The 17,505-nt window shown below is 67.7% G+C and carries 14 protein-coding genes; 13 read left to right on the forward strand and 1 reads right to left on the reverse strand.

From position 1 onward, the window contains the following. Positions 1-9: 9 nt before the first annotated feature. The 13 genes from ftsL (at position 10) to lpxC (ending at position 17,039) form a co-directional block, all read left to right on the forward strand. Positions 10-348, forward strand: coding sequence for a cell division protein FtsL (ftsL, locus tag ASC45_RS05555; RefSeq protein ID WP_055450032.1), 339 nt, complete (start codon positions 10-12; stop codon positions 346-348). Further along, entirely contained in the window at positions 345-2,135 is a 1,791-nt protein-coding gene (locus tag ASC45_RS05560) for a peptidoglycan D,D-transpeptidase FtsI family protein (RefSeq protein WP_055450033.1), read from the forward strand. The genes ftsL and ASC45_RS05560 overlap by 4 nt, the downstream gene beginning before the upstream one ends. Continuing rightward, entirely contained in the window at positions 2,132-5,047 is a 2,916-nt protein-coding gene (murF, locus tag ASC45_RS05565) for a bifunctional UDP-N-acetylmuramoyl-L-alanyl-D-glutamate--2,6-diaminopimelate ligase MurE/UDP-N-acetylmuramoyl-tripeptide--D-alanyl-D-alanine ligase MurF (RefSeq protein ID WP_055450034.1), read from the forward strand. Before ASC45_RS05560 ends, murF begins: the two co-directional genes overlap by 4 nt. Then, positions 5,037-6,215, forward strand: a complete 1,179-nt coding sequence (gene mraY, locus ASC45_RS05570) for a phospho-N-acetylmuramoyl-pentapeptide-transferase (protein WP_055450035.1) — start codon at positions 5,037-5,039, stop codon at positions 6,213-6,215. Before murF ends, mraY begins: the two co-directional genes overlap by 11 nt. Continuing rightward, positions 6,212-7,738 carry a UDP-N-acetylmuramoyl-L-alanine--D-glutamate ligase gene (murD, locus tag ASC45_RS05575; RefSeq protein WP_055450036.1) on the forward strand — a complete coding sequence of 509 codons (1,527 nt, stop codon included), beginning with the start codon at positions 6,212-6,214 and terminating at the stop codon, positions 7,736-7,738. Before mraY ends, murD begins: the two co-directional genes overlap by 4 nt. Continuing rightward, positions 7,731-8,966: a putative lipid II flippase FtsW gene (gene ftsW / locus ASC45_RS05580; RefSeq protein ID WP_055450037.1), complete on the forward strand. Its 1,236-nt coding sequence runs from the start codon at positions 7,731-7,733 to the stop codon at positions 8,964-8,966. The genes murD and ftsW overlap by 8 nt, the downstream gene beginning before the upstream one ends. Beyond that, positions 8,963-10,099 (forward strand): undecaprenyldiphospho-muramoylpentapeptide beta-N-acetylglucosaminyltransferase, encoded by a 1,137-nt coding sequence (murG, locus tag ASC45_RS05585; protein WP_425427602.1) that lies wholly within the window; start codon positions 8,963-8,965, stop codon positions 10,097-10,099. Before ftsW ends, murG begins: the two co-directional genes overlap by 4 nt. After that, positions 10,096-11,514, forward strand: a complete 1,419-nt coding sequence (gene murC, locus ASC45_RS05590; RefSeq protein ID WP_055450038.1) for a UDP-N-acetylmuramate--L-alanine ligase — start codon at positions 10,096-10,098, stop codon at positions 11,512-11,514. The genes murG and murC overlap by 4 nt, the downstream gene beginning before the upstream one ends. After that, positions 11,511-12,485, forward strand: a complete 975-nt coding sequence (locus ASC45_RS05595; protein WP_055450039.1) for a D-alanine--D-alanine ligase — start codon at positions 11,511-11,513, stop codon at positions 12,483-12,485. The genes murC and ASC45_RS05595 overlap by 4 nt, the downstream gene beginning before the upstream one ends. Further along, positions 12,482-13,306: a cell division protein FtsQ/DivIB gene (locus ASC45_RS05600; RefSeq protein WP_055450040.1), complete on the forward strand. Its 825-nt coding sequence runs from the start codon at positions 12,482-12,484 to the stop codon at positions 13,304-13,306. The genes ASC45_RS05595 and ASC45_RS05600 overlap by 4 nt, the downstream gene beginning before the upstream one ends. Before the next feature lies 1 nt (position 13,307). Continuing rightward, the gene (gene ftsA, locus ASC45_RS05605) at positions 13,308-14,552 is read left to right on the forward strand and encodes a cell division protein FtsA (RefSeq protein WP_055450041.1); all 1,245 of its coding nucleotides are present in this window, start codon (positions 13,308-13,310) and stop codon (positions 14,550-14,552) included. A gap of 95 nt (positions 14,553-14,647) precedes the next feature. After that, complete coding sequence (gene ftsZ, locus ASC45_RS05610; protein WP_055450042.1) at positions 14,648-15,835, forward strand: cell division protein FtsZ; 1,188 nt, start codon at positions 14,648-14,650, stop codon at positions 15,833-15,835. A gap of 277 nt (positions 15,836-16,112) precedes the next feature. Next, positions 16,113-17,039 (forward strand): UDP-3-O-acyl-N-acetylglucosamine deacetylase, encoded by a 927-nt coding sequence (lpxC, locus tag ASC45_RS05615; protein ID WP_055450157.1) that lies wholly within the window; start codon positions 16,113-16,115, stop codon positions 17,037-17,039. 12 nt (positions 17,040-17,051) lie between these two features. On the opposite strand, the gene ASC45_RS05620 is transcribed toward lpxC, so the two are convergent. Continuing rightward, positions 17,052-17,489, reverse strand: a complete 438-nt coding sequence (locus tag ASC45_RS05620; protein ID WP_245609963.1) for a DciA family protein — start codon at positions 17,487-17,489, stop codon at positions 17,052-17,054. Positions 17,490-17,505: the final 16 nt, after the last annotated feature.

Raw genomic sequence — 17,505 nt, forward strand, 5'->3', positions numbered from 1 at the left:
GGAGCCGCCATGACCCGCATCAACCTCGTGCTCCTATTCGTCGTGGTGCTGTGCGCCATGTCGGTGGTGCGCGCGCAGTACCAGGGCAGGCGCACGTTCGCGGCGCTGGATGTGGCGCAGCAGCGGGCCGAGCAGTTGCAGATGGACCGGGATCGTCTGCAGGTGGAATACCGCGCCATGAGCGCGCCGGGCCGCATCGAGAAACTGGCGCAGACGCAGCTCGACATGCGCCCGATCACCGCAGCGCGTACCGTGTTCGTGCAGGAGGGCCAGTCGACGCTGCCGCCGCTGCCCGTGGTGCCGCAGTCTCAGCCCCGCTCGGCGGGCCATCAGGGAGCGCGGCGATGAAAAACCCTGCGCTGCGACCTCACGTGCCGGCCGCCAGCTACGGCAAAAGCCCGCTGCTGAACGTCAAGCTGCCGCCGGGGCGCGCCTGGCTGGTCAAGGGGCTGTTGTTCGCCGCCTTTGCCGCGCTGGCGCTGCGCGCCTTCTGGGTGCAGGTCTGGACGACTCAGTTCTATCAGAACCAGGGCGAGCTGCGCTTTGTGCGCACCATCGAGCTGCCGGCCATGCGCGGGCGCATTCTTGACCGCAACGGCAACATCCTGGCGTCGAGCATTCCGGCCAAGACCATCTGGGCCGACCCGACCCAGGTCGAGTCCGACAACGGCAAGGTGCAGGAACTCGCGCGGCTGCTCGGCCTGAACGCCGAGACTCTGAAGCGTCGCCTCGACTCCGACAAGCAGTTCGTCTACCTCAAGCGGCAGGTGGACATCGACATCGCCAAGCAGGTGAAGGCATTGGGCATCAAGGGCATTTACGAGTCGCCCAGCTACAAGCGCTATTACCCGGAGGGGTCGGCCGCAGCGCAGCTCATCGGCTTTGCCAATATCGAAGGCCAGGGCCAGGACGGCATGGAGCTGGCGTTGCAGTCGCGCCTGGCAGGCCACCCGGGCGTGCGCAAGGTGGTCAAGGACCGGCTGGGCAATGTGATCGAGGACGTGTCGGGCGGCGTGCCGCCGGTGGACGGGCAGGATGTGCGCCTGTCGATCGACAGCAAGATCCAGTACCTCACCTACCAGGCGCTCAAGCAGGCCGTGGTGGACAACAAGGCTAAGAACGGTAGCGCCGTGGTGATCGACGCCAAGACCGGCGAGATTCTGGCTATGGCCAACTACCCGAGCTTCGACCCCAACAGCCGCCGCAACATGACCGAGTCGGACATTCGCAATTACGCGGTGACCGATGCCTTCGAGCCCGGTTCGGTGCTCAAGCCCATCACTCTCAGCGCGGCGCTGCAGGCCGGCATCGTCACCCCGACCACGGTGTTCCACACCGCGCCGGGCTGCCAGCAGTTCTATGGCGCCAATATCTGTGACGATGAAAACAATGGCGACATCGAGATGCCGCAGGTCATCCAGTATTCGAGCAACGTCGCCACCTCGCAGGTCGTGAGCAAGATGCCGGCCCAGGTGCAGTGGGACATGTACACCGCGGTCGGCTTCGGCCAGCGCCCGCAGATCGAATTTCCCGGCGCCACCAGCGGTCTGATGCGACCGATGAAACGCTGGCGTCCGATCGACCGCATCACCATGGGCTTCGGCTACGGCCTGGGCATCTCCACCCTGCAGCTGGCGCATGCCTACCTGATCTTCGCCGACCGGGGGCGCATCTTCCCGGTCACCCTGTTCAAGCACGACCAGGCACCAGAAGGCGTGCAGGTCGTCTCGCCCACCGTGGCGCGCGAAATGCGCGGCATGCTGGCGCTGGTGACGCAGCCCGGCGGCACCGCGCCCGCAGCTGCGGTGCCGGGCTACTCCACCGGCGGCAAGACGGGCACGGCCTGGATCGCCAAGGACGGCAGGTACGACAAGAAGCTGTTCCGCGCCCAGTTCGTCGGTCTGGCGCCGATCAACCATCCCGTGCTGGTCATGGCGGTCTCGGTGGATCAGCCCTCGGCGGGCAAGCATTTCGGCGGGCAGGTGTCGGCCCCGGTGTTCGGTGCCGTGGTGCCGCAGGCGCTGCGCATCCTGGGCGTGCAGCCCGATCTGCCGGTCAAGCCCGATCTGGTGCCCGCGCAGACGGCGCAGGCCTTGCAGCTCCCGGCCGGCCGGGCCGTGAAGGGGGGCGCATGAACACGGTCGATGCCGTGCTGCAAGCGCTGCGCGATCTGCGGGTCGGGCCGAAGGCGCCGTGGACGACCGATACGCGGCATCTTCGCTCGGGCGAGGTGTTCGTCGCCTGGCCGGGCGCCGCGCGCGATCCGCGCCAGTTCGTCATGCAGGCGCTGGCTTCAGGCGCGGCGGCCGCGCTGGTCGAGGCCGAGGGCGCGCAGCACTTCGGCTTTTCCGATCGGCGCATTCTGGCGGTGCAGGGGCTCAAGGCCCTGGCTGGGCCGCTCGCGGCCGCCTGGTACGGCCATCCGTCGCGGCAGGTCAAGCTGCTGGCGGTGACGGGCACCAATGGCAAGACTTCGTGCGCCCTCTGGACGGCTCAGGCGCTGAACGCGGCTGGGCAGCGTTGCGGCGTGATCGGCACCCTCGGCGCCGGCTGGCCCGATGCGCTGCAGTCCACCGGATTCACCACGCCCGACCCCGTGCGTCTGCAGGCCCTGCTCGCCACCTTGCGGGAACAGGGTGCGCAGTGGTGCGCGATCGAGGCCTCGAGCATCGGCCTGGCCGAACATCGTCTGGCGGGCTGCGAACTGCACGCCGCGGCCTTCACCAACCTGACCCAGGATCACCTCGACTACCACGGCGACATGGCCGCCTATGCGCGCGCCAAGCAGGCCTTGTTCGCCTGGCCGGGGCTGCGCCATGCCGTGATCGACATCGACGACCCCTTCGGCGCCTCGACCCTGCTGCAAGACTGCCGCAGCCGTGGCCTGTTGGTGCAGAGGGTCGCGCTCAATGCCCCGGCGGACTGGCGCGCCGAGAACATCGAGCAGAGCCTTGCGGGCCAGCGCTTCTCCCTGGCGCATGGGCACGTCCGTCATGCCTTCGATCTGCCGGTGCTCGGCGTCTTCAATTTGCACAACCTGCTGGTCGTGGCGGCGCTGTTGCAGACCACGGGCATGGATGACACCGCCATAGCCGCTGCGCTGCGCACCGTGCGCGCGGTGCCCGGGCGCATGCAGACGCTCGGCGGTCATGGCGCGCCGCTGGCCGTCATCGACTACGCCCATACGCCCGATGCGCTGGACAAGGCGCTCCAGGCGCTGCGCCCTGTGACCGCGGCGCGGCAGGGCAAGCTGTGGTGCGTGTTCGGTGCCGGTGGCGACCGCGACGCGCGCAAACGCCCGCTGATGGCGCAGGCCGCCGAAGCCCGGGCCGACAGCGTGGTGCTCACCAGCGACAACCCGCGCAGCGAAGCGCCGGGCGCCATCCTGCAGGATTTGCTTGCCGGCTTGCAAAGCCCCGCGCAGGCGCTGCTGATCGAAGATCGCGCGCTGGCCATCGCCCAGACTCTCGCCCATGCCGCCGCTGAAGACGTGGTGCTGATCGCAGGCAAGGGCCACGAGAATACCCAGGAGATCGCCGGGCACAAACAGCCTTTCAGCGATGCCTTCCACGCTCGCATGGCGCTGGCTGCGCGGGGTGTCGGCCTGTTCACCCTGGGCGAAGCGCGCGACTGGATCGGGTCGGGTGCCCGGCTCATCGGCGATGCCCAAGCCGCCCCCACTGCGGTGGAGAGCGACAGCCGCAAGCTCACACCCGGCGCCCTGTTCGTCGCGCTGCGTGGCGCGCGCTTCGACGCCCATGACTTTCTGCCCCAGGCCAGGGCCGCGGGCGCCACCGCCTTGCTGGCCGAGCGTGGCATTGCAGACACCGGCCTGCCGGGCATCGAGGTGGCCGACAGCCTGCGCGCCTTCGGCCTGCTGGCGCGCGGCTGGCGGCGGCAGCAGACCCTGCCCCTGATCGCGGTGACCGGCAGCAACGGCAAGACCACGGTGACGCAGATGCTCGCCGCCATCCTCGCCGCGTGGCATGGCGAAGACCGGCGTCTGGCGACACGGGGCAATTTCAACAACGAGGTCGGCGTGCCGCTCACCTTGCTGCGGCTGCGCCCGCAGCATCAGGCCGCCGTGGTGGAACTGGGCATGAATCACCCGGGCGAGATCGCCTGGCTGGCCGGTCTGGCCGAGCCCACCGTGGCGGTGGTGAACAACGCCCAGCGCGAGCATCAGGAATTCATGCAGAGCGTCGAGGCCGTCGCGCGCGAGAACGGTGCCGTGCTCGAAGCGTTGCCGCCTAGCGGCGTGGCCGTGTTTCCGGCCGACGACGCCCAGGCGCAGGTCTGGGTCGCGCAAAGCGAGGGTCGGCAGGTCTTGCGCTTCGCCTTGCGCGAGGACGATGCGCCTCAACCCGAAGCCGAAGTCAGCGGGCGCGCCTTCTATCGGGAGGGTCAACTCCGCCTGCAACTGGCCACGCCTGCCGGTCACGCCGAAGTCGGCCTGGCCTTGCTCGGGCGGCACAACGCCCGCAACGCGCTGGCGGCCACCGCCGCGGCCTTGGCCGCAGGGGCGCCGCTTCAGGCCATCTGCCGCGGTCTCGAGAGCTTTGCTCCGGTGGCGGGACGGCTGGTGCCTCATCGTCTGAAATGGGCTGACGGCCGGGCGCTGCTGTTGATCGACGACAGCTACAACGCCAATCCCGACTCGGTGCGCGCGGCCATCGACGTGCTGGCCGAGCTGCCCGGACGCAGCCTGTTGATCCTGGGCGACATGGGCGAGGTGGGCGACCAGGGACCGGCGTTTCATGCCGAAGTGGGCGCCTACGCCGCACAGCGCGGCGTCTCTGCCCTGTGGGCCTGTGGCGAGATGACCGCGCACACGGTGGCCGCGGCGCAGGCCGCCGGTCTGCAAGCCACCCGCCATGAGCCCGATGCGGCGGCCTTGGCCCTGCAGTGGCCCGACCTGGACGGCTTCGACACCGTGCTGGTGAAGGGCTCGCGCTTCATGCGCATGGAGTGCGCGGTGCAGGCCATCGCGGCACTGGCCCCGAACGGCAACGGCGCCCGCGATCAGGAGGTATCCCATGCTGCATAGCCTGGCGATGTGGTTGATGACCCAGTCGCCCGAGCTGGGCTTTTTCCGGGTGTTCAACTACATCACCTTTCGCGCGGTGATGAGCACGCTCACGGCGCTGATCATCGGCCTGCTCGCCGGGCCTGCGGTGATTCGCAAGCTCACCGCGATGAAGGTCGGCCAGGCGGTGCGCCAGGACGGCCCGCAGACCCACCTCATCAAGACTGGTACGCCCACCATGGGCGGGGTGCTCATCCTGCTGGCCATCGGCGTGTCCACCCTGCTATGGATGGATCTGAGCAACCGCTTCGTCTGGCTGGTGCTGCTGGTGACGCTGGGTTTCGGCGCCATCGGTTGGGCCGACGACTACCGCAAGGTTGTGTACCGCGACCCCAACGGCATGCGCTCGCGCGACAAGTATTTCTGGCAGACGCTCATCGGCGTGGCCGCGGCGTTCTATCTGGCCTTCGCGGTGTCGGGCAAGAGCAATGCCGCGGTGTGGCATCTGTTCGTCGAGTGGCTGCGCAGCGGCATGACCATGCCCTTGCCGCCGGCCTCCGACCTCATCGTGCCGTTCTTCAAATCGGTCAGTTATCCGTTGGGGGTGGTCGGCTTCATCGTCCTGAGCTATCTGGTCATCGTGGGCAGCAGCAACGCGGTCAACCTCACCGACGGCGCCGATGGCCTGGCCATCATGCCCGTGGTCATGGTGGGCAGTTCGCTGGGCGTGTTCGCCTATGTCGCAGGCAATGCGGTGTATTCCAAATACCTGCTGTTTCCCTTCATTCCGGGCACGGGCGAACTGCTGATCTTCGTCGGCGCCATGGTGGGCGCGGGGCTGGCCTTCCTCTGGTTCAACGCCTATCCGGCGCAGGTGTTCATGGGCGACGTGGGCGCGCTGGCGCTGGGCGGCGCGCTGGGGACGATTGCCGTGATCGTGCGGCAGGAAATCGTGCTGGCCATCATGGGCGGGGTGTTCGTCGCCGAGACCGTGTCGGTGATGATCCAGGTGACCTACTTTAAATACACGAAAAAGAAATACGGCGTCGGCAAGCGCATTTTCAAGATGGCGCCGCTGCACCATCACTTCGAGCAGCTCGGGGTGAAAGAGTCGCAGGTGGTCGTGCGGTTCTGGATCGTCACCATGATCCTCTGTCTGGTCGGGCTCGCGAGCCTGAAGCTGCGATGAAGCTGCAAGATCGCTCCGTTCTGGTGCTCGGCCTGGGAGAGTCCGGCCTGGCGATGGCGCGCTGGTGCGCGGCGCAAGGCGCCAGCGTGCGCGTGGCCGACAGCCGCACCCAGCCTCCGGGGCTGGCCGCGCTGCGGCAAGAGCTGCCCGCGGTGCAGGTGCATTGTGGCGACCTGAGCGCCGATCTGCTGGGCGACGCGCAACTGGTGCTGCGCAGCCCGGGCATCGCGCCGCATGCGGGCGAGTTTGCCGCCATCGTTCGGCTTGCCGCCGAGCGTGGCGTGCCGCTGGCGGGTGAACTGCATCTGTTTCAGTGGGCGCTCGACGACCTGCGGGCGCAGCAGGGCTACGCACCCAAGGTCGTGGCCATCACCGGCACCAACGGCAAGACCACCGTCACCCGCCTGACCGGCTTGATGCTGGAGCGAGCCGGGTGGACCGTGGCAGTGGCCGGGAATATCTCGCCCTCCATGCTCGACGTGCTGCAGCAAAGGCTGGCGCAGGACGCGCTGCCGCAGGCCTGGGTGCTGGAACTCTCCAGCTTCCAGCTTCACGGCATGGACGACTTCGCCGCCGACGCCGCCACGGTGCTCAACCTCACCCAGGATCATCTGGACTGGCACGGTGACATGGCGGCCTATGCCGCGGACAAGAGCAACATCTTTGGCAACCAGAACGGACGCGGGGTCATGGTGCTCAACCGCGACGACGCGCAGGTGCTGGCGATGCAGCGCCCCGGGCGCAGGCTGCGGCGATTCGGCCTGTCAGCGCCACAGCAGCCCGGTGATTGGGGGGTGGCACGCGAAGGCGGCATCGACTGGCTGGTGCGCGCCACGCCCGACGCCGAGGCCGAATCCGCGCTGCTGGCGGACAAGCCCGCACGCCGTGGCCGAGTCGCTGCGCCGCAGCCGGCCGAACTTCATGTGCAGCGTCTGATGCCCGCGGAGGCGCTGCGCATCCAGGGTGCGCACAACGTGGCCAATGCGCTGGCGGCGCTGGCCCTGGGCGACGCCGTGGGCGCGCCGCTGGCGCCGATGCTGCACGCGCTGCGCGACTATTGCGGCGAGCCGCACCGCATGCAGACGGTGGCGGTGATCGACGGCGTGCGCTGGATCGACGACAGCAAGGGCACCAACGTTGGCGCCACGGTGGCGGCTCTCGCGGGCATGGACGCGCCGGTGGTGCTGATCGCCGGAGGCGACGGCAAGGGCCAGGATTTTTCGCCGCTGCGCGCGCAGGCAACCCGTCTGCGCGCGGCCGTGCTCATCGGCCGTGATGCCCAGACCATTGCCGAACAGCTCGGCGATCTGGTGCCGGTCGAACGCACACAGTCCATGGAGCAGGCTGTGCAACGCGCCGCCACGCTGGCGAAGACCGGCGATGCGGCGATGTTGTCACCCGCCTGCGCCAGCCTGGACATGTTCCGCAACTACGCCCACCGCGCCGAAGTGTTCGTGGCGGCGGTGCGGGAGCTCGCGGAAGGCCGCGGCCAGGTCTGGAACGAAGGGAGCGATCATGCTTGAGCGCGTGCTGCCCTGGTTCGGACGCAAGCGCGGCAAGGCGGCGGCCGATCTGCCGGTGCGCGTCGGCCACATGGCGCCGCGCAACTCGCGCATGCTGGAGTACGACCAGAACCTGGTCTGGGTCACCCTGCTGCTGCTGGCCTACGGTCTGGTCATGGTGTATTCGGCCACGATCTCCTTCCACGATTCGCCGCGCTACGCGCAGTGGTCGCCCTATCACTATTTCGTGCGCGATCTGTTCTCGATCGCCGCGGCGCTGCTGGCGAGCTGGATCGTGGTGCAGATTCCGATGAGCGTGCTGCAGACCTGGTCGATGCGGCTGTTCTTCCTCTCGCTCATCGGCCTGGTGCTGGTGCTGTTGCCGCATATCGGCAAGGACGTCAACGGCTCCAAGCGCTGGGTGGTGTTTCCCGGCGGGCTCAACTTTCAGCCGTCCGAACTGGTCAAGCTCACCGCCTTGCTTTACACCGCCGACTTCATGGTGCGCAAGCAGGACGTGAAGCAAAGCCTGGTCAAGACCTTCCTGCCGATGATGGCGGTGATGATGCTCGTGGGCATCCTGCTGCTGGCCGAGCCGGATATGGGGGCTTTCCTCGTCATCGCTTCGCTGACCATGGCGATTCTGTTTCTCGGTGGCGCCAACGGCAAGCTGTTCGCGGTGTCCAGCGTGGCGGTGATCGGCGCCTTCGTGCTGATGATCGTGCTCTCGCCCTGGCGGCGCGACCGCATCTTCGCCTACCTCAACCCCTGGTCCGAGTCGAATGCCCTGGGCAGCGCGTACCAGCTCTCGCACGCCCTCATCGCCATGGGGCGCGGCGAATGGTTCGGCGTCGGCCTGGGCGGCAGCATCGAAAAGCTGCATTACCTGCCCGAGGCGCATACCGACTTCTTGCTGGCCATCATCGGCGAGGAACTCGGGCTGGTGGGCGTGGGCGTGGTGATCTTCGCGTTCTACTGGATCGTGCGCCGCGCCTTCGACATCGGCCGTCAGGCGCTGGTGCTCGACCGCATGTACAGCGCGCTGGTGGCGCAGGGCGTGGGCGTGTGGATCGGCGGTCAGGCCTTCATCAACATCGGCGTGAACCTCGGCCTGCTGCCGACCAAGGGCCTGACGCTGCCGTTGATGAGCTATGGCGGCTCGGCGCTGCTGCTCAACTGCATGGCCATCGCCGTGCTGCTGCGGGTCGATTTCGAGAACCGGGTGCTGATGCGTGGAGGTCACGTATGAGCATGAGTCCCTCCCGGAACCGCCGCGATGCGGCGCTGGCGCGCGCTCCCGTTGCGGTCATCATGGCTGGAGGCACCGGCGGTCACATCTTTCCCGGCATTGCCGTGGGCGAGGGGCTGCGTGCGGCGGGCTGGACGGTGTACTGGATGGGAGCGCCCACCGGGATGGAGGCGCAGCTCGCGCCGCGTCACGGCTTCGAGATGCTGTGGGTGCGCTTCGGCGGGCTGCGCGGCAAGGGGCTTGTGACCAAACTGCTGCTGCCGGTCAATCTGCTGCGCGCCTTCTGGCAGGCGCTGCGCGCGCTGCGGCGAGTCGGCGCCGACGTGGTCGTCAGCATGGGCGGCTACATCGCCTTTCCCGGCGGCCTGATGAGTGTGTGGGCCGGGGCCAAACTGGTGGTGCATGAGCAGAACGCGGTGGCCGGTCTGGCCAACAAGGTGCTGGCGCGGCTGGCCGATCGCAGCTACACCGCCTTCCCCGACGTGCTGCCCACGGCACATTGGGTGGGCAACCCGGTGCGCGCCGAAATCTGTGCGCTGCCCGCGCCCGAGCAGCGCTATGCCGCTCGCAGCGGGCCGTTGCAGGTGCTGGTGGTCGGCGGCAGCCTGGGAGCACAGGCGCTCAACACCCTGGTGCCGCAGGCTCTGGCCTTGCTGCCCGCAGGCTCGCGCCCGCAGGTGCGTCATCAAAGCGGGGCCAAGCAACTGCCTGCCTTGCAGCAGGCTTATGCCGATGCCGGGGTGCAGGCCGACTGCGTGGCCTTCATCGACGACATGGCCGCGGCCTACGCCCAGGCCGATCTGGTGATCTGCCGCGCCGGGGCCTCCACCGTGACCGAAGTGGCCTGCGCCGGTGTGGCCGCGCTGTTCGTGCCCTTCCCCCACGCGGTGGACGATCACCAGACGGTGAACGCGCAATTTCTCGCAGGCCGCGACGCGGCGCTGCTGGTGCAACAACGCGACCTGAGCGCGCAAAAGCTCGCCGATCTGCTGCAGGGCCTGGACCGCACGCGCCTGCTGCAACTGGCGCAGCGCGCGCGCGCGCTGGCTCAGCCCGACGCGGTGCGGGCCGTGGTGGACGGCTGCAACGCGTTGCTGCCAGGTCGCACTTCCATGCAAGGACAAGGGCGATGAAACACGCCATTCGCAACATTCATTTCGTCGGCATCGGCGGCGCCGGGATGAGCGGCATCGCCGAGGTGCTGCACAACCTGGGCTACGGCGTCAGCGGCTCCGACCTGAGCGAGAGCGCCACCGTGCGCCGCCTGCGCGAGCTTGGTTTGCGCGTGGCCATCGGACACGACGCCGTTCATGTGCAGGACGCCGACGCCGTGGTGATCTCCACCGCGGTGCGCGCCGACAACCCCGAGGTGCTGGCAGCGCGCGCGCGCCATATTCCAGTCGTGCCGCGCGCGGTCATGCTGGCCGAGCTGATGCGCTTGAAGCGCGGCATCGCCATTGCGGGCACGCACGGCAAGACCACCACCACCAGCCTGGTCGCCAGCGTGCTGGCCGAGGGCGGGCTCGATCCGACCTTCGTCATCGGCGGGCGGCTCAACAGCGCCGGGGTGAATGCCAAGCTGGGGCAGGGCGAGTACATCGTGGTCGAGGCCGACGAATCCGACGCCTCCTTCCTCAACCTGCTGCCGGTGATGGCCGTGGTCACCAACATCGACGCCGACCACATGGACACCTACGGCCACGACCCTGCCCGGCTGCGCCATGCCTTCGTCGATTTCATCGCCCGTCTGCCCTTCTACGGCGCCGCTGTGCTGTGCGTGGACGACGCGGCGGTGCGCGGCATCATGCCCTTCATCTCGAAGCCCATCACCAGCTACGGCTTTGCCGAGGACGCGCAGGTGCGCGCCATCGACGTGCGCACCGAGGGTGCGCAGATGCACTTCACCGTGTTGCGGCGCAATGGCGTGGAACTGCCGCCGCTGCCCATCACCCTGAACCTGCCGGGGCGTCACAACGTGCAGAACGCGCTGGCGGCCATTGCCATCGCCACTGAGCTGAATGTGGACGACGCCGCCATTCAGCGCGCGCTGGCCGGCTTCACCGGCGTGGGTCGGCGCTTTCAGCGCTACGGCGAAGTTCGTGCCGCCCATGGCGGGCAGTTCACCCTGATCGACGACTACGGTCACCACCCAGCCGAGATGGCCGCCACGCTGGCCGCCGCGCGCGGCGCGTTTCCGGGGCGGCGGCTGGTACTGGCCTTTCAGCCGCACCGCTACACCCGCACCCGCGACCTGTTCGAAGACTTTGTCAAGGTGCTGGGCGATGCCGACGCCGTGCTGCTGGCCGAGGTCTACGCCGCGGGCGAGGCGCCGCTGGTGGCCGCCGACGGGCGCAGCCTGGCACGCGCGGTGCGCGTGGCCGGCAAGACCGAGCCGGTGTTTGTCGAAACCATCGGCGACATGCCGCAGGCCATTCTGGACATGACACGCGACGGCGACGTGGTGATCTGCATGGGCGCGGGCTCGATCGGCGCCGTGGCCGCGCAGGTCGTGGCGCTGGCGGCGGCAACGAAGGGAAACGCGGCATGACAGCCTGGCCCAAGATCGATCCGCGCGGCCTGGGCCGCGTCGCCGTGCTCATGGGTGGCATCTCCGCCGAGCGCGAGGTGTCGCTGATGTCGGGCAAGGGCGTGCTCGCGGCGCTGCAGTCGCGCGGCGTCGATGCCTTCGCTTTCGATCCTGCGGTGGATGACATCGGCGCGCTGCGGTCGTTCGGCGCGCAGCGCGCCTTCATCAATCTGCACGGCCGCTGGGGCGAAGACGGCACGGTGCAGGGCGCGCTGGAACTGCTGGGCATTCCCTACACCGGGCCCGGCGTGCTGGCCTCGGCGCTGGCCATCGACAAGACCATGACCAAGCGGCTGTGGCACTACGAGGGCCTGCCCACGCCGCAATGGCGCGAGGCTGCCTCCATCGACGAAGCACGGGAGGCCGCGTTGTCGCTGGGCTATCCGCTGATCTTCAAGGCCACGCACGAGGGCTCGACCCTGGGCCTCAAGCGCGCCGATGGCCCCGATGAGGTCGAAGCGGCCTACATCGAGGCCGCGCGCTACGACAGCCGCGTGCTGGTCGAGCAGTTCATCGAGGGCGATGAAGTCACCTGCGGCGTGATCGGCTCGGGGGCAGAAGCCCGGGCGCTGCCGCTGATTCGCATCGTCGCGCCGGGCGGCAACTACGACTACGAACACAAGTATTTCAGCGACGACACGCGCTACATCTGCCCCTCGGAACTCCCCGCCGACGAAGAGGCCCGCATCCAGGATCTGGTGCTGCGCAGCTATCGCACCCTGGGCTGCCGTGGCTGGGCGCGGGCCGACGTGATGATCCGCGCGACCGACCGCCAGCCCTTTCTGCTGGAGATCAACACCTCGCCGGGCATGACCGGACACTCGCTCGTGCCCATGGCCGCGCGCGTCGCAGGGCTGGAATACGCCGACCTGTGCCTGCTCATCCTGAGCATGGCCGCGCTCGATCAACCCCACAGGAGCGTGAGCCGATGAGCAGCACGGCCGCGCACGAACTGCCGCTGGACATCCGGCTGATGCAGGGCACCTCGCGTGCCCTGATCTGGCTGTTTGCCCTGGGCTGCGTGGTCGCGGCCGGGCACTGGCTGATGCAGCGCAACTGGTGGGATATCCGCGCGGTGCAACTTCAGGGCGATCTGCAGCGCATCAGTCCGGTGACGGTGCGCGCCGAGGCCCTTCCCAAGCTGCAGGGCAACTTTCTCACCATCAATCTGGCCCAGGCGCAGCGGGTGTTCGAGGACGTGCCCTGGGTGCGTACTGCGGTCGTGCAGCGGCTGTGGCCCATGCGTCTTGCCGTCACGCTACAGGCACAGCAGCCCGTGGCGCTGTGGCACGAGCCCGGCGGCGCGACGCAACTGGTCAACGCCGAAGGCCAGACCTTTTCCGCCAACATCGGCGAGGTGCAGGGGCTGGGGCTGCCGCAATTCAGCGGCCCGGCGGGTACGAGCGCGCAGGTGCTGCAGATGAGTCAGACCTTGCAGCCTCTGCTGGCGCGAGCGCATCAGACCCTGACCACGCTCGATCTGGGCAGCGGCGGCAACTGGCGCGTGCAGACCCGATCGGGCCTGCGCATCGACCTGGGCAGTGCGCCCGACAGCGCGGCGACGCAGACACGGCTGACGCAGTTCCTGGCGCTGATGCCGCAGTTGGAAACGCGCTACGGCCGCGCCATCGACAGCGCCGATCTGCGCTACCCCAATGGCTTCGCCGTGCATCTGCAGGGCGTGGATCTGCCGGGCATGAACCCAACCACGAACAAGACGACGACACCGCGACCTGCGGGGAGGAAAGACTGACATGGCCAAGGACTACAAGGATCTGGTGGTGGCGCTGGACATCGGCACGTCCAAAGTGATGGTGGTCGTGGCCGAAATGCTGGCCGACCGCGACAACCCGGCAGCGGGGTTCAAGATCGTCGGCATGGGGCAGGCGCCCACGGCAGGCATGCGCCGCGGGGTGGTGGTGGACATCGAGGCCACGGTGCAGTCCATCCAGGCGGCGCTGAAAGAGGCCGAGATCATGGCCGACTGCAAGATCACCCATGTGATCACCGGTATCACCGGCAGCCACATCCGCGGGCAGAACTCGCATGGCATGGTGGCCATCAAGGATCGCGAGGTCACGCAGGCCGACGTCACGCGCGTGATCGAAACTGCCAAGGCGGTGAACATTCCGGCCGATCAGCGCCTGCTGCTGGTCGAGCCGCAGGAATTCATCATCGACGGCCAGGAAGTGAAAGAGCCGGTGGGCATGAGCGGGGTGCGGCTGGACGTGAACGTGCACATCGTCACCGGCGCGCAGACCGCGGCTGAAAACGTGATCAAGTGCGTGCGCCGCTGCGGCCTGGAGGTCGAGCAGCTCGTACTGCATCCGCTGGCCTCAAGCCATGCCGTGCTGACCGATGACGAAAAGGAACTCGGCGTGGCCGTGGTGGACATCGGCGCCGGCGTGACCGACATCGCCATCTATACCGGAGGCGCCATCCGCCACACGGCCATCATTCCTGTGGCCGGTGAACTCATCACCAGCGACATCGCGATGGCGTTGCGCACACCCACGCGCGACGCCGAGGACATCAAGATCGAACACGGCATCGCCAAGCAGGTGCTGGCCAATCCAGAGGAGACGCTCGAGGTGCCGGGACTGGGCGACCGCGGCCCGCGCATGTTGTCGCGGCAGGTGCTCGCCAGCGTGATCGAGCCGCGCGCCGAAGAGATCTTCGCGTTGGCGCAGCAGGTCATCCGCGATTCGCATTACGAGGAGGTGCTGTCCTCCGGCGTGGTGCTGTGCGGCGGTTCGGCGCAGATGCCCGGCATGGTCGAACTGGCCGAAGACATTTTTCTCAAGCCGGTGCGCGTGGGCGCGCCGAGCTACAGCGGTCCGCTGGCCGACATGGTGCGCAATCCGCGCATGGCCACGGTCATGGGGTTGTTGGCCGAGGCCCTGCACCAGCGCCAGCGCGGTGTGCGCATTGCGCAGAAGTCCAGTTCGGTCAAGGGATGGTTCGGCCCCATCAAGGAGTGGTTTGCAGGCAATTTTTGATCTGGGCATCGGGCTGCGGAGGGTCCGCAGTCGGGTGCGCAGAGTGTGTTCGGCGGGCGTAGGGTGCGTCAGCTGGTTTTCAACGGAGGTGTGACATGGCTTTTGAAATGATCGAGAACGACGCTCAGAGCGCGTTCAACCAGGGAACCAACATCAAGGTCATCGGTGTTGGAGGTGGCGGCGGCAACGCCGTCGAACACATGATCGCCTCGGGCGTGCGTGGCGTGGAGTTCATCTGCGCCAATACCGATGCCCAGGCGCTCAAGAGTTCCAGCGCGCATCAGTTCCTGCAACTGGGCAAGACGGGCCTGGGCGCAGGCGGCAAGCCGGTGGTCGGACGCGAGTCGGCCGATCAGGCGCGCGGCCAGATCCGCGACGCGCTCGAAGGCGCGCACATGCTGTTCATCACCGCTGGCATGGGCGGGGGTACGGGAACGGGCGCTGCCCCGGTGATCGCCAAGATCGCCCGCGAGATGGGCATCCTCACCGTGGCCGTGGTCACGCGCCCCTTCGATTTCGAGGGCTCCAAGCGCATGACCAACGCCGAACAGGGCCTGGCCGAGCTGGAGGCCAACGTCGACTCGCTCATCGTCGTGCTCAACGAGAAGCTGCTGGAGGTTTACGGCGAAGACATCAGCCAGAAGGAGGCCTTCGCCAAAGCCAACGATGTGCTGAAGAACGCCACCGGCGGCATTGCCGAGATCATCAACGTGCCCGGCCTGATCAACGCCGACTTCGAGGACGTGAAGAGCGTGATGGGCGAGCCCGGCAAGGCCATGATGGGCACCGCGGTGGCCAGCGGCCCCGATCGCGCCCGTCTGGCGGCCGAGCAGGCCGTGGTCTGCCCGCTGCTCGACGGCGTGGACCTCTCGGGTGCCAAGGGCGTGCTGGTGAACATCACCGCTGACGATTCGCTGCGTCTGGGCGAAACCCGCGAGGCGATGAACGCCATCCGTGCCTATGCCTCGCCGGATGCGAACATCATCTTCGGCACCGTCAACGACCCCAGCATGGGCGACTCGCTGCGCGTCACCGTGCTGGCCACCGGCCTGAGCGGCAAGGCGGAAAAGGCAGCGCCGGAACTGACCGTCATTCGCACCGGCACCGACAACCGCCCGGTGATGACCGCGGCTTACGGCATGCAGGGCGGTGCAGACCCGCTGCAGTCTCCCGCTATCTGGCGCAGCGGACGGGGCGCGCCGTCGGCGCATGTCAACGCACTGATGCAAAGCGGGATGGACGAAGTGGAGATTCCGGCCTTCCTGCGCAAGCAGGCCGACTGAGTCATCATCCAGACGCGACCGCGACCGGACGCGGTGACGCACTGCCACGGCTTGCGCCGTGCCGCAGCGCCGTTCCGCCCTCCACGGAGTGACCCGACTCCGCGTGACGCTGTCGCCGCCGCGCCAGAGAACGGCGCGCTGCAACGCCCTGACAGATCACCTCCCTGTCAGGGCGCTCGCGGCGCCGTCTTCGTCGGGCTGGCAGCAGGATTTGGTCCGGGCGTCTAAAATGCATAGAACCTCGCAATCAGAAACACCGTTTCAATAACTAATGGCCATGTTGGCGCAACGCACCCTTCAATCCGTCAATCGCGCTGTCGGCGTGGGCCTGCACAGCAGCGAGCGGGTGGAACTCACCCTGCGCCCAGCTCCGCCCGATACCGGCATCGTCTTCACCCGCATCGATCTGAGTGAGCCGGTCGAGATTCCTCTCAATCCGTTCGCCGTGGTGGATACCCGCATGGCCACCACCCTGGGTCGTGACGATGTGAAGATCCACACCGTCGAGCACCTGCTCTCGGCCTGTTCCGGGCTGGGTATCGACAATCTGTACATCGACGTCACCGCCGAGGAAATCCCCATCCTCGACGGCTCGGCATCCTCCTTCGTCTATCTGCTGCAGTCGGCGGGCATTGCGCTGCAGAACGCGCCCAAACGATTCATCCGCGTGCGCAAGCCGGTGGAACTCCGACTGGGTCAGGGCGCCGACCAAAAATGGGCCCGCCTGGAGCCTTACGATGGCTTCAAGTTGAGCTTCGACATCGATTTCGATCACCCCGCCGTCGACCAGACCGCGCAGTCCACCGTGTTCGACCTGGGGCGCGATTCCTATGTGAAAGACATTGCGCGTGCCCGTACCTTCGGCTTCATGCGCGACGTCGAGACCCTGCGCGAACGCGGACTCGCCCTGGGCGGCAGCATGGAAAACGCCATCGTGATGGACGAGTACCGCGTCCTCAACCAGGAGGGTCTGCGGTTCGACGACGAATTCGTCAAACACAAGACCCTCGACGCCATCGGTGATCTGTACGTGGCGGGCAAGGCGCTGATCGGGGCGTACAGCGCCTTCCGCAGCGGCCATGCGGTCAACAATCTGCTGCTGCGCGAGCTCTTCGCCGATGAATCCAGCTACGAGATCGTCAGCTTCGACGACGCCAGCCACGCCCCGCCGGGGTTCCGTACCGTTCCCGCGCTCGCGTTCTGATGGCGTGGAGCTTCAACCGCTGCGATGCAGCAGTTCCTGCAACCGCGTCCTGACCGCAGGCGGACAGAGGTTTTGCGGTTCATCAGCAGCGACTGGCACGCCCTGAGCAGGCAGCGGTTGCACCCGGATGCGAATGTCGCGCACAGCGTGGCCCTGCGCGCCGAGCCGTTGCAGCAACGTCGGCTTGAACTGGCTGAGCTTGGCGGCGACCGCGCTGGAACTGGCCGTCAGGCTCCAAACCCCGTCCTGCCAGCGCCCGGCCCTGATGCCGCCCAAAAGCGCCACGGGCAGCAACGGCTGCACGCACTGCCACATCTGATGCGACTCGGTCGCGGCATCTTGCAAAGCGGCGATGGGCTGCGTCACCCGCGCCCAGGCCGAGAGCGACGCCGCGCCCCTGGGGGCGAATGCGGTGGTCGTCGAGGCTGCGAAAGGGCGTGGGGCGGACATGGAGCGCAGGGAACGG

Origin of the sequence: Thiomonas bhubaneswarensis, from assembly GCF_001418255.1 — a bacterium.
Lineage (GTDB): Bacteria > Pseudomonadota > Gammaproteobacteria > Burkholderiales > Burkholderiaceae_C > Thiomonas > Thiomonas bhubaneswarensis.

Excerpts from the sequence above, each read along its gene's own strand:
- ftsL (WP_055450032.1), top strand. The coding sequence starts at position 10 with ATGACCCGCATCAACCTCGTGCTCCTATTCGTCGTGGTGCTGTGCGCC.
- ASC45_RS05560 (WP_055450033.1), top strand. The coding sequence starts at position 345 with ATGAAAAACCCTGCGCTGCGACCTCACGTGCCGGCCGCCAGCTACGGC.
- murF (WP_055450034.1), top strand. The coding sequence starts at position 2,132 with ATGAACACGGTCGATGCCGTGCTGCAAGCGCTGCGCGATCTGCGGGTC.
- mraY (WP_055450035.1), top strand. The coding sequence starts at position 5,037 with ATGCTGCATAGCCTGGCGATGTGGTTGATGACCCAGTCGCCCGAGCTG.
- murD (WP_055450036.1), top strand. The coding sequence starts at position 6,212 with ATGAAGCTGCAAGATCGCTCCGTTCTGGTGCTCGGCCTGGGAGAGTCC.
- ftsW (WP_055450037.1), top strand. The coding sequence starts at position 7,731 with ATGCTTGAGCGCGTGCTGCCCTGGTTCGGACGCAAGCGCGGCAAGGCG.
- murG (WP_425427602.1), top strand. The coding sequence starts at position 8,963 with ATGAGCATGAGTCCCTCCCGGAACCGCCGCGATGCGGCGCTGGCGCGC.
- murC (WP_055450038.1), top strand. The coding sequence starts at position 10,096 with ATGAAACACGCCATTCGCAACATTCATTTCGTCGGCATCGGCGGCGCC.
- ASC45_RS05595 (WP_055450039.1), top strand. The coding sequence starts at position 11,511 with ATGACAGCCTGGCCCAAGATCGATCCGCGCGGCCTGGGCCGCGTCGCC.
- ASC45_RS05600 (WP_055450040.1), top strand. The coding sequence starts at position 12,482 with ATGAGCAGCACGGCCGCGCACGAACTGCCGCTGGACATCCGGCTGATG.
- ftsA (WP_055450041.1), top strand. The coding sequence starts at position 13,308 with ATGGCCAAGGACTACAAGGATCTGGTGGTGGCGCTGGACATCGGCACG.
- ftsZ (WP_055450042.1), top strand. The coding sequence starts at position 14,648 with ATGGCTTTTGAAATGATCGAGAACGACGCTCAGAGCGCGTTCAACCAG.
- lpxC (WP_055450157.1), top strand. The coding sequence starts at position 16,113 with ATGTTGGCGCAACGCACCCTTCAATCCGTCAATCGCGCTGTCGGCGTG.
- ASC45_RS05620 (WP_245609963.1), bottom strand. The coding sequence starts at position 17,489 with ATGTCCGCCCCACGCCCTTTCGCAGCCTCGACGACCACCGCATTCGCC.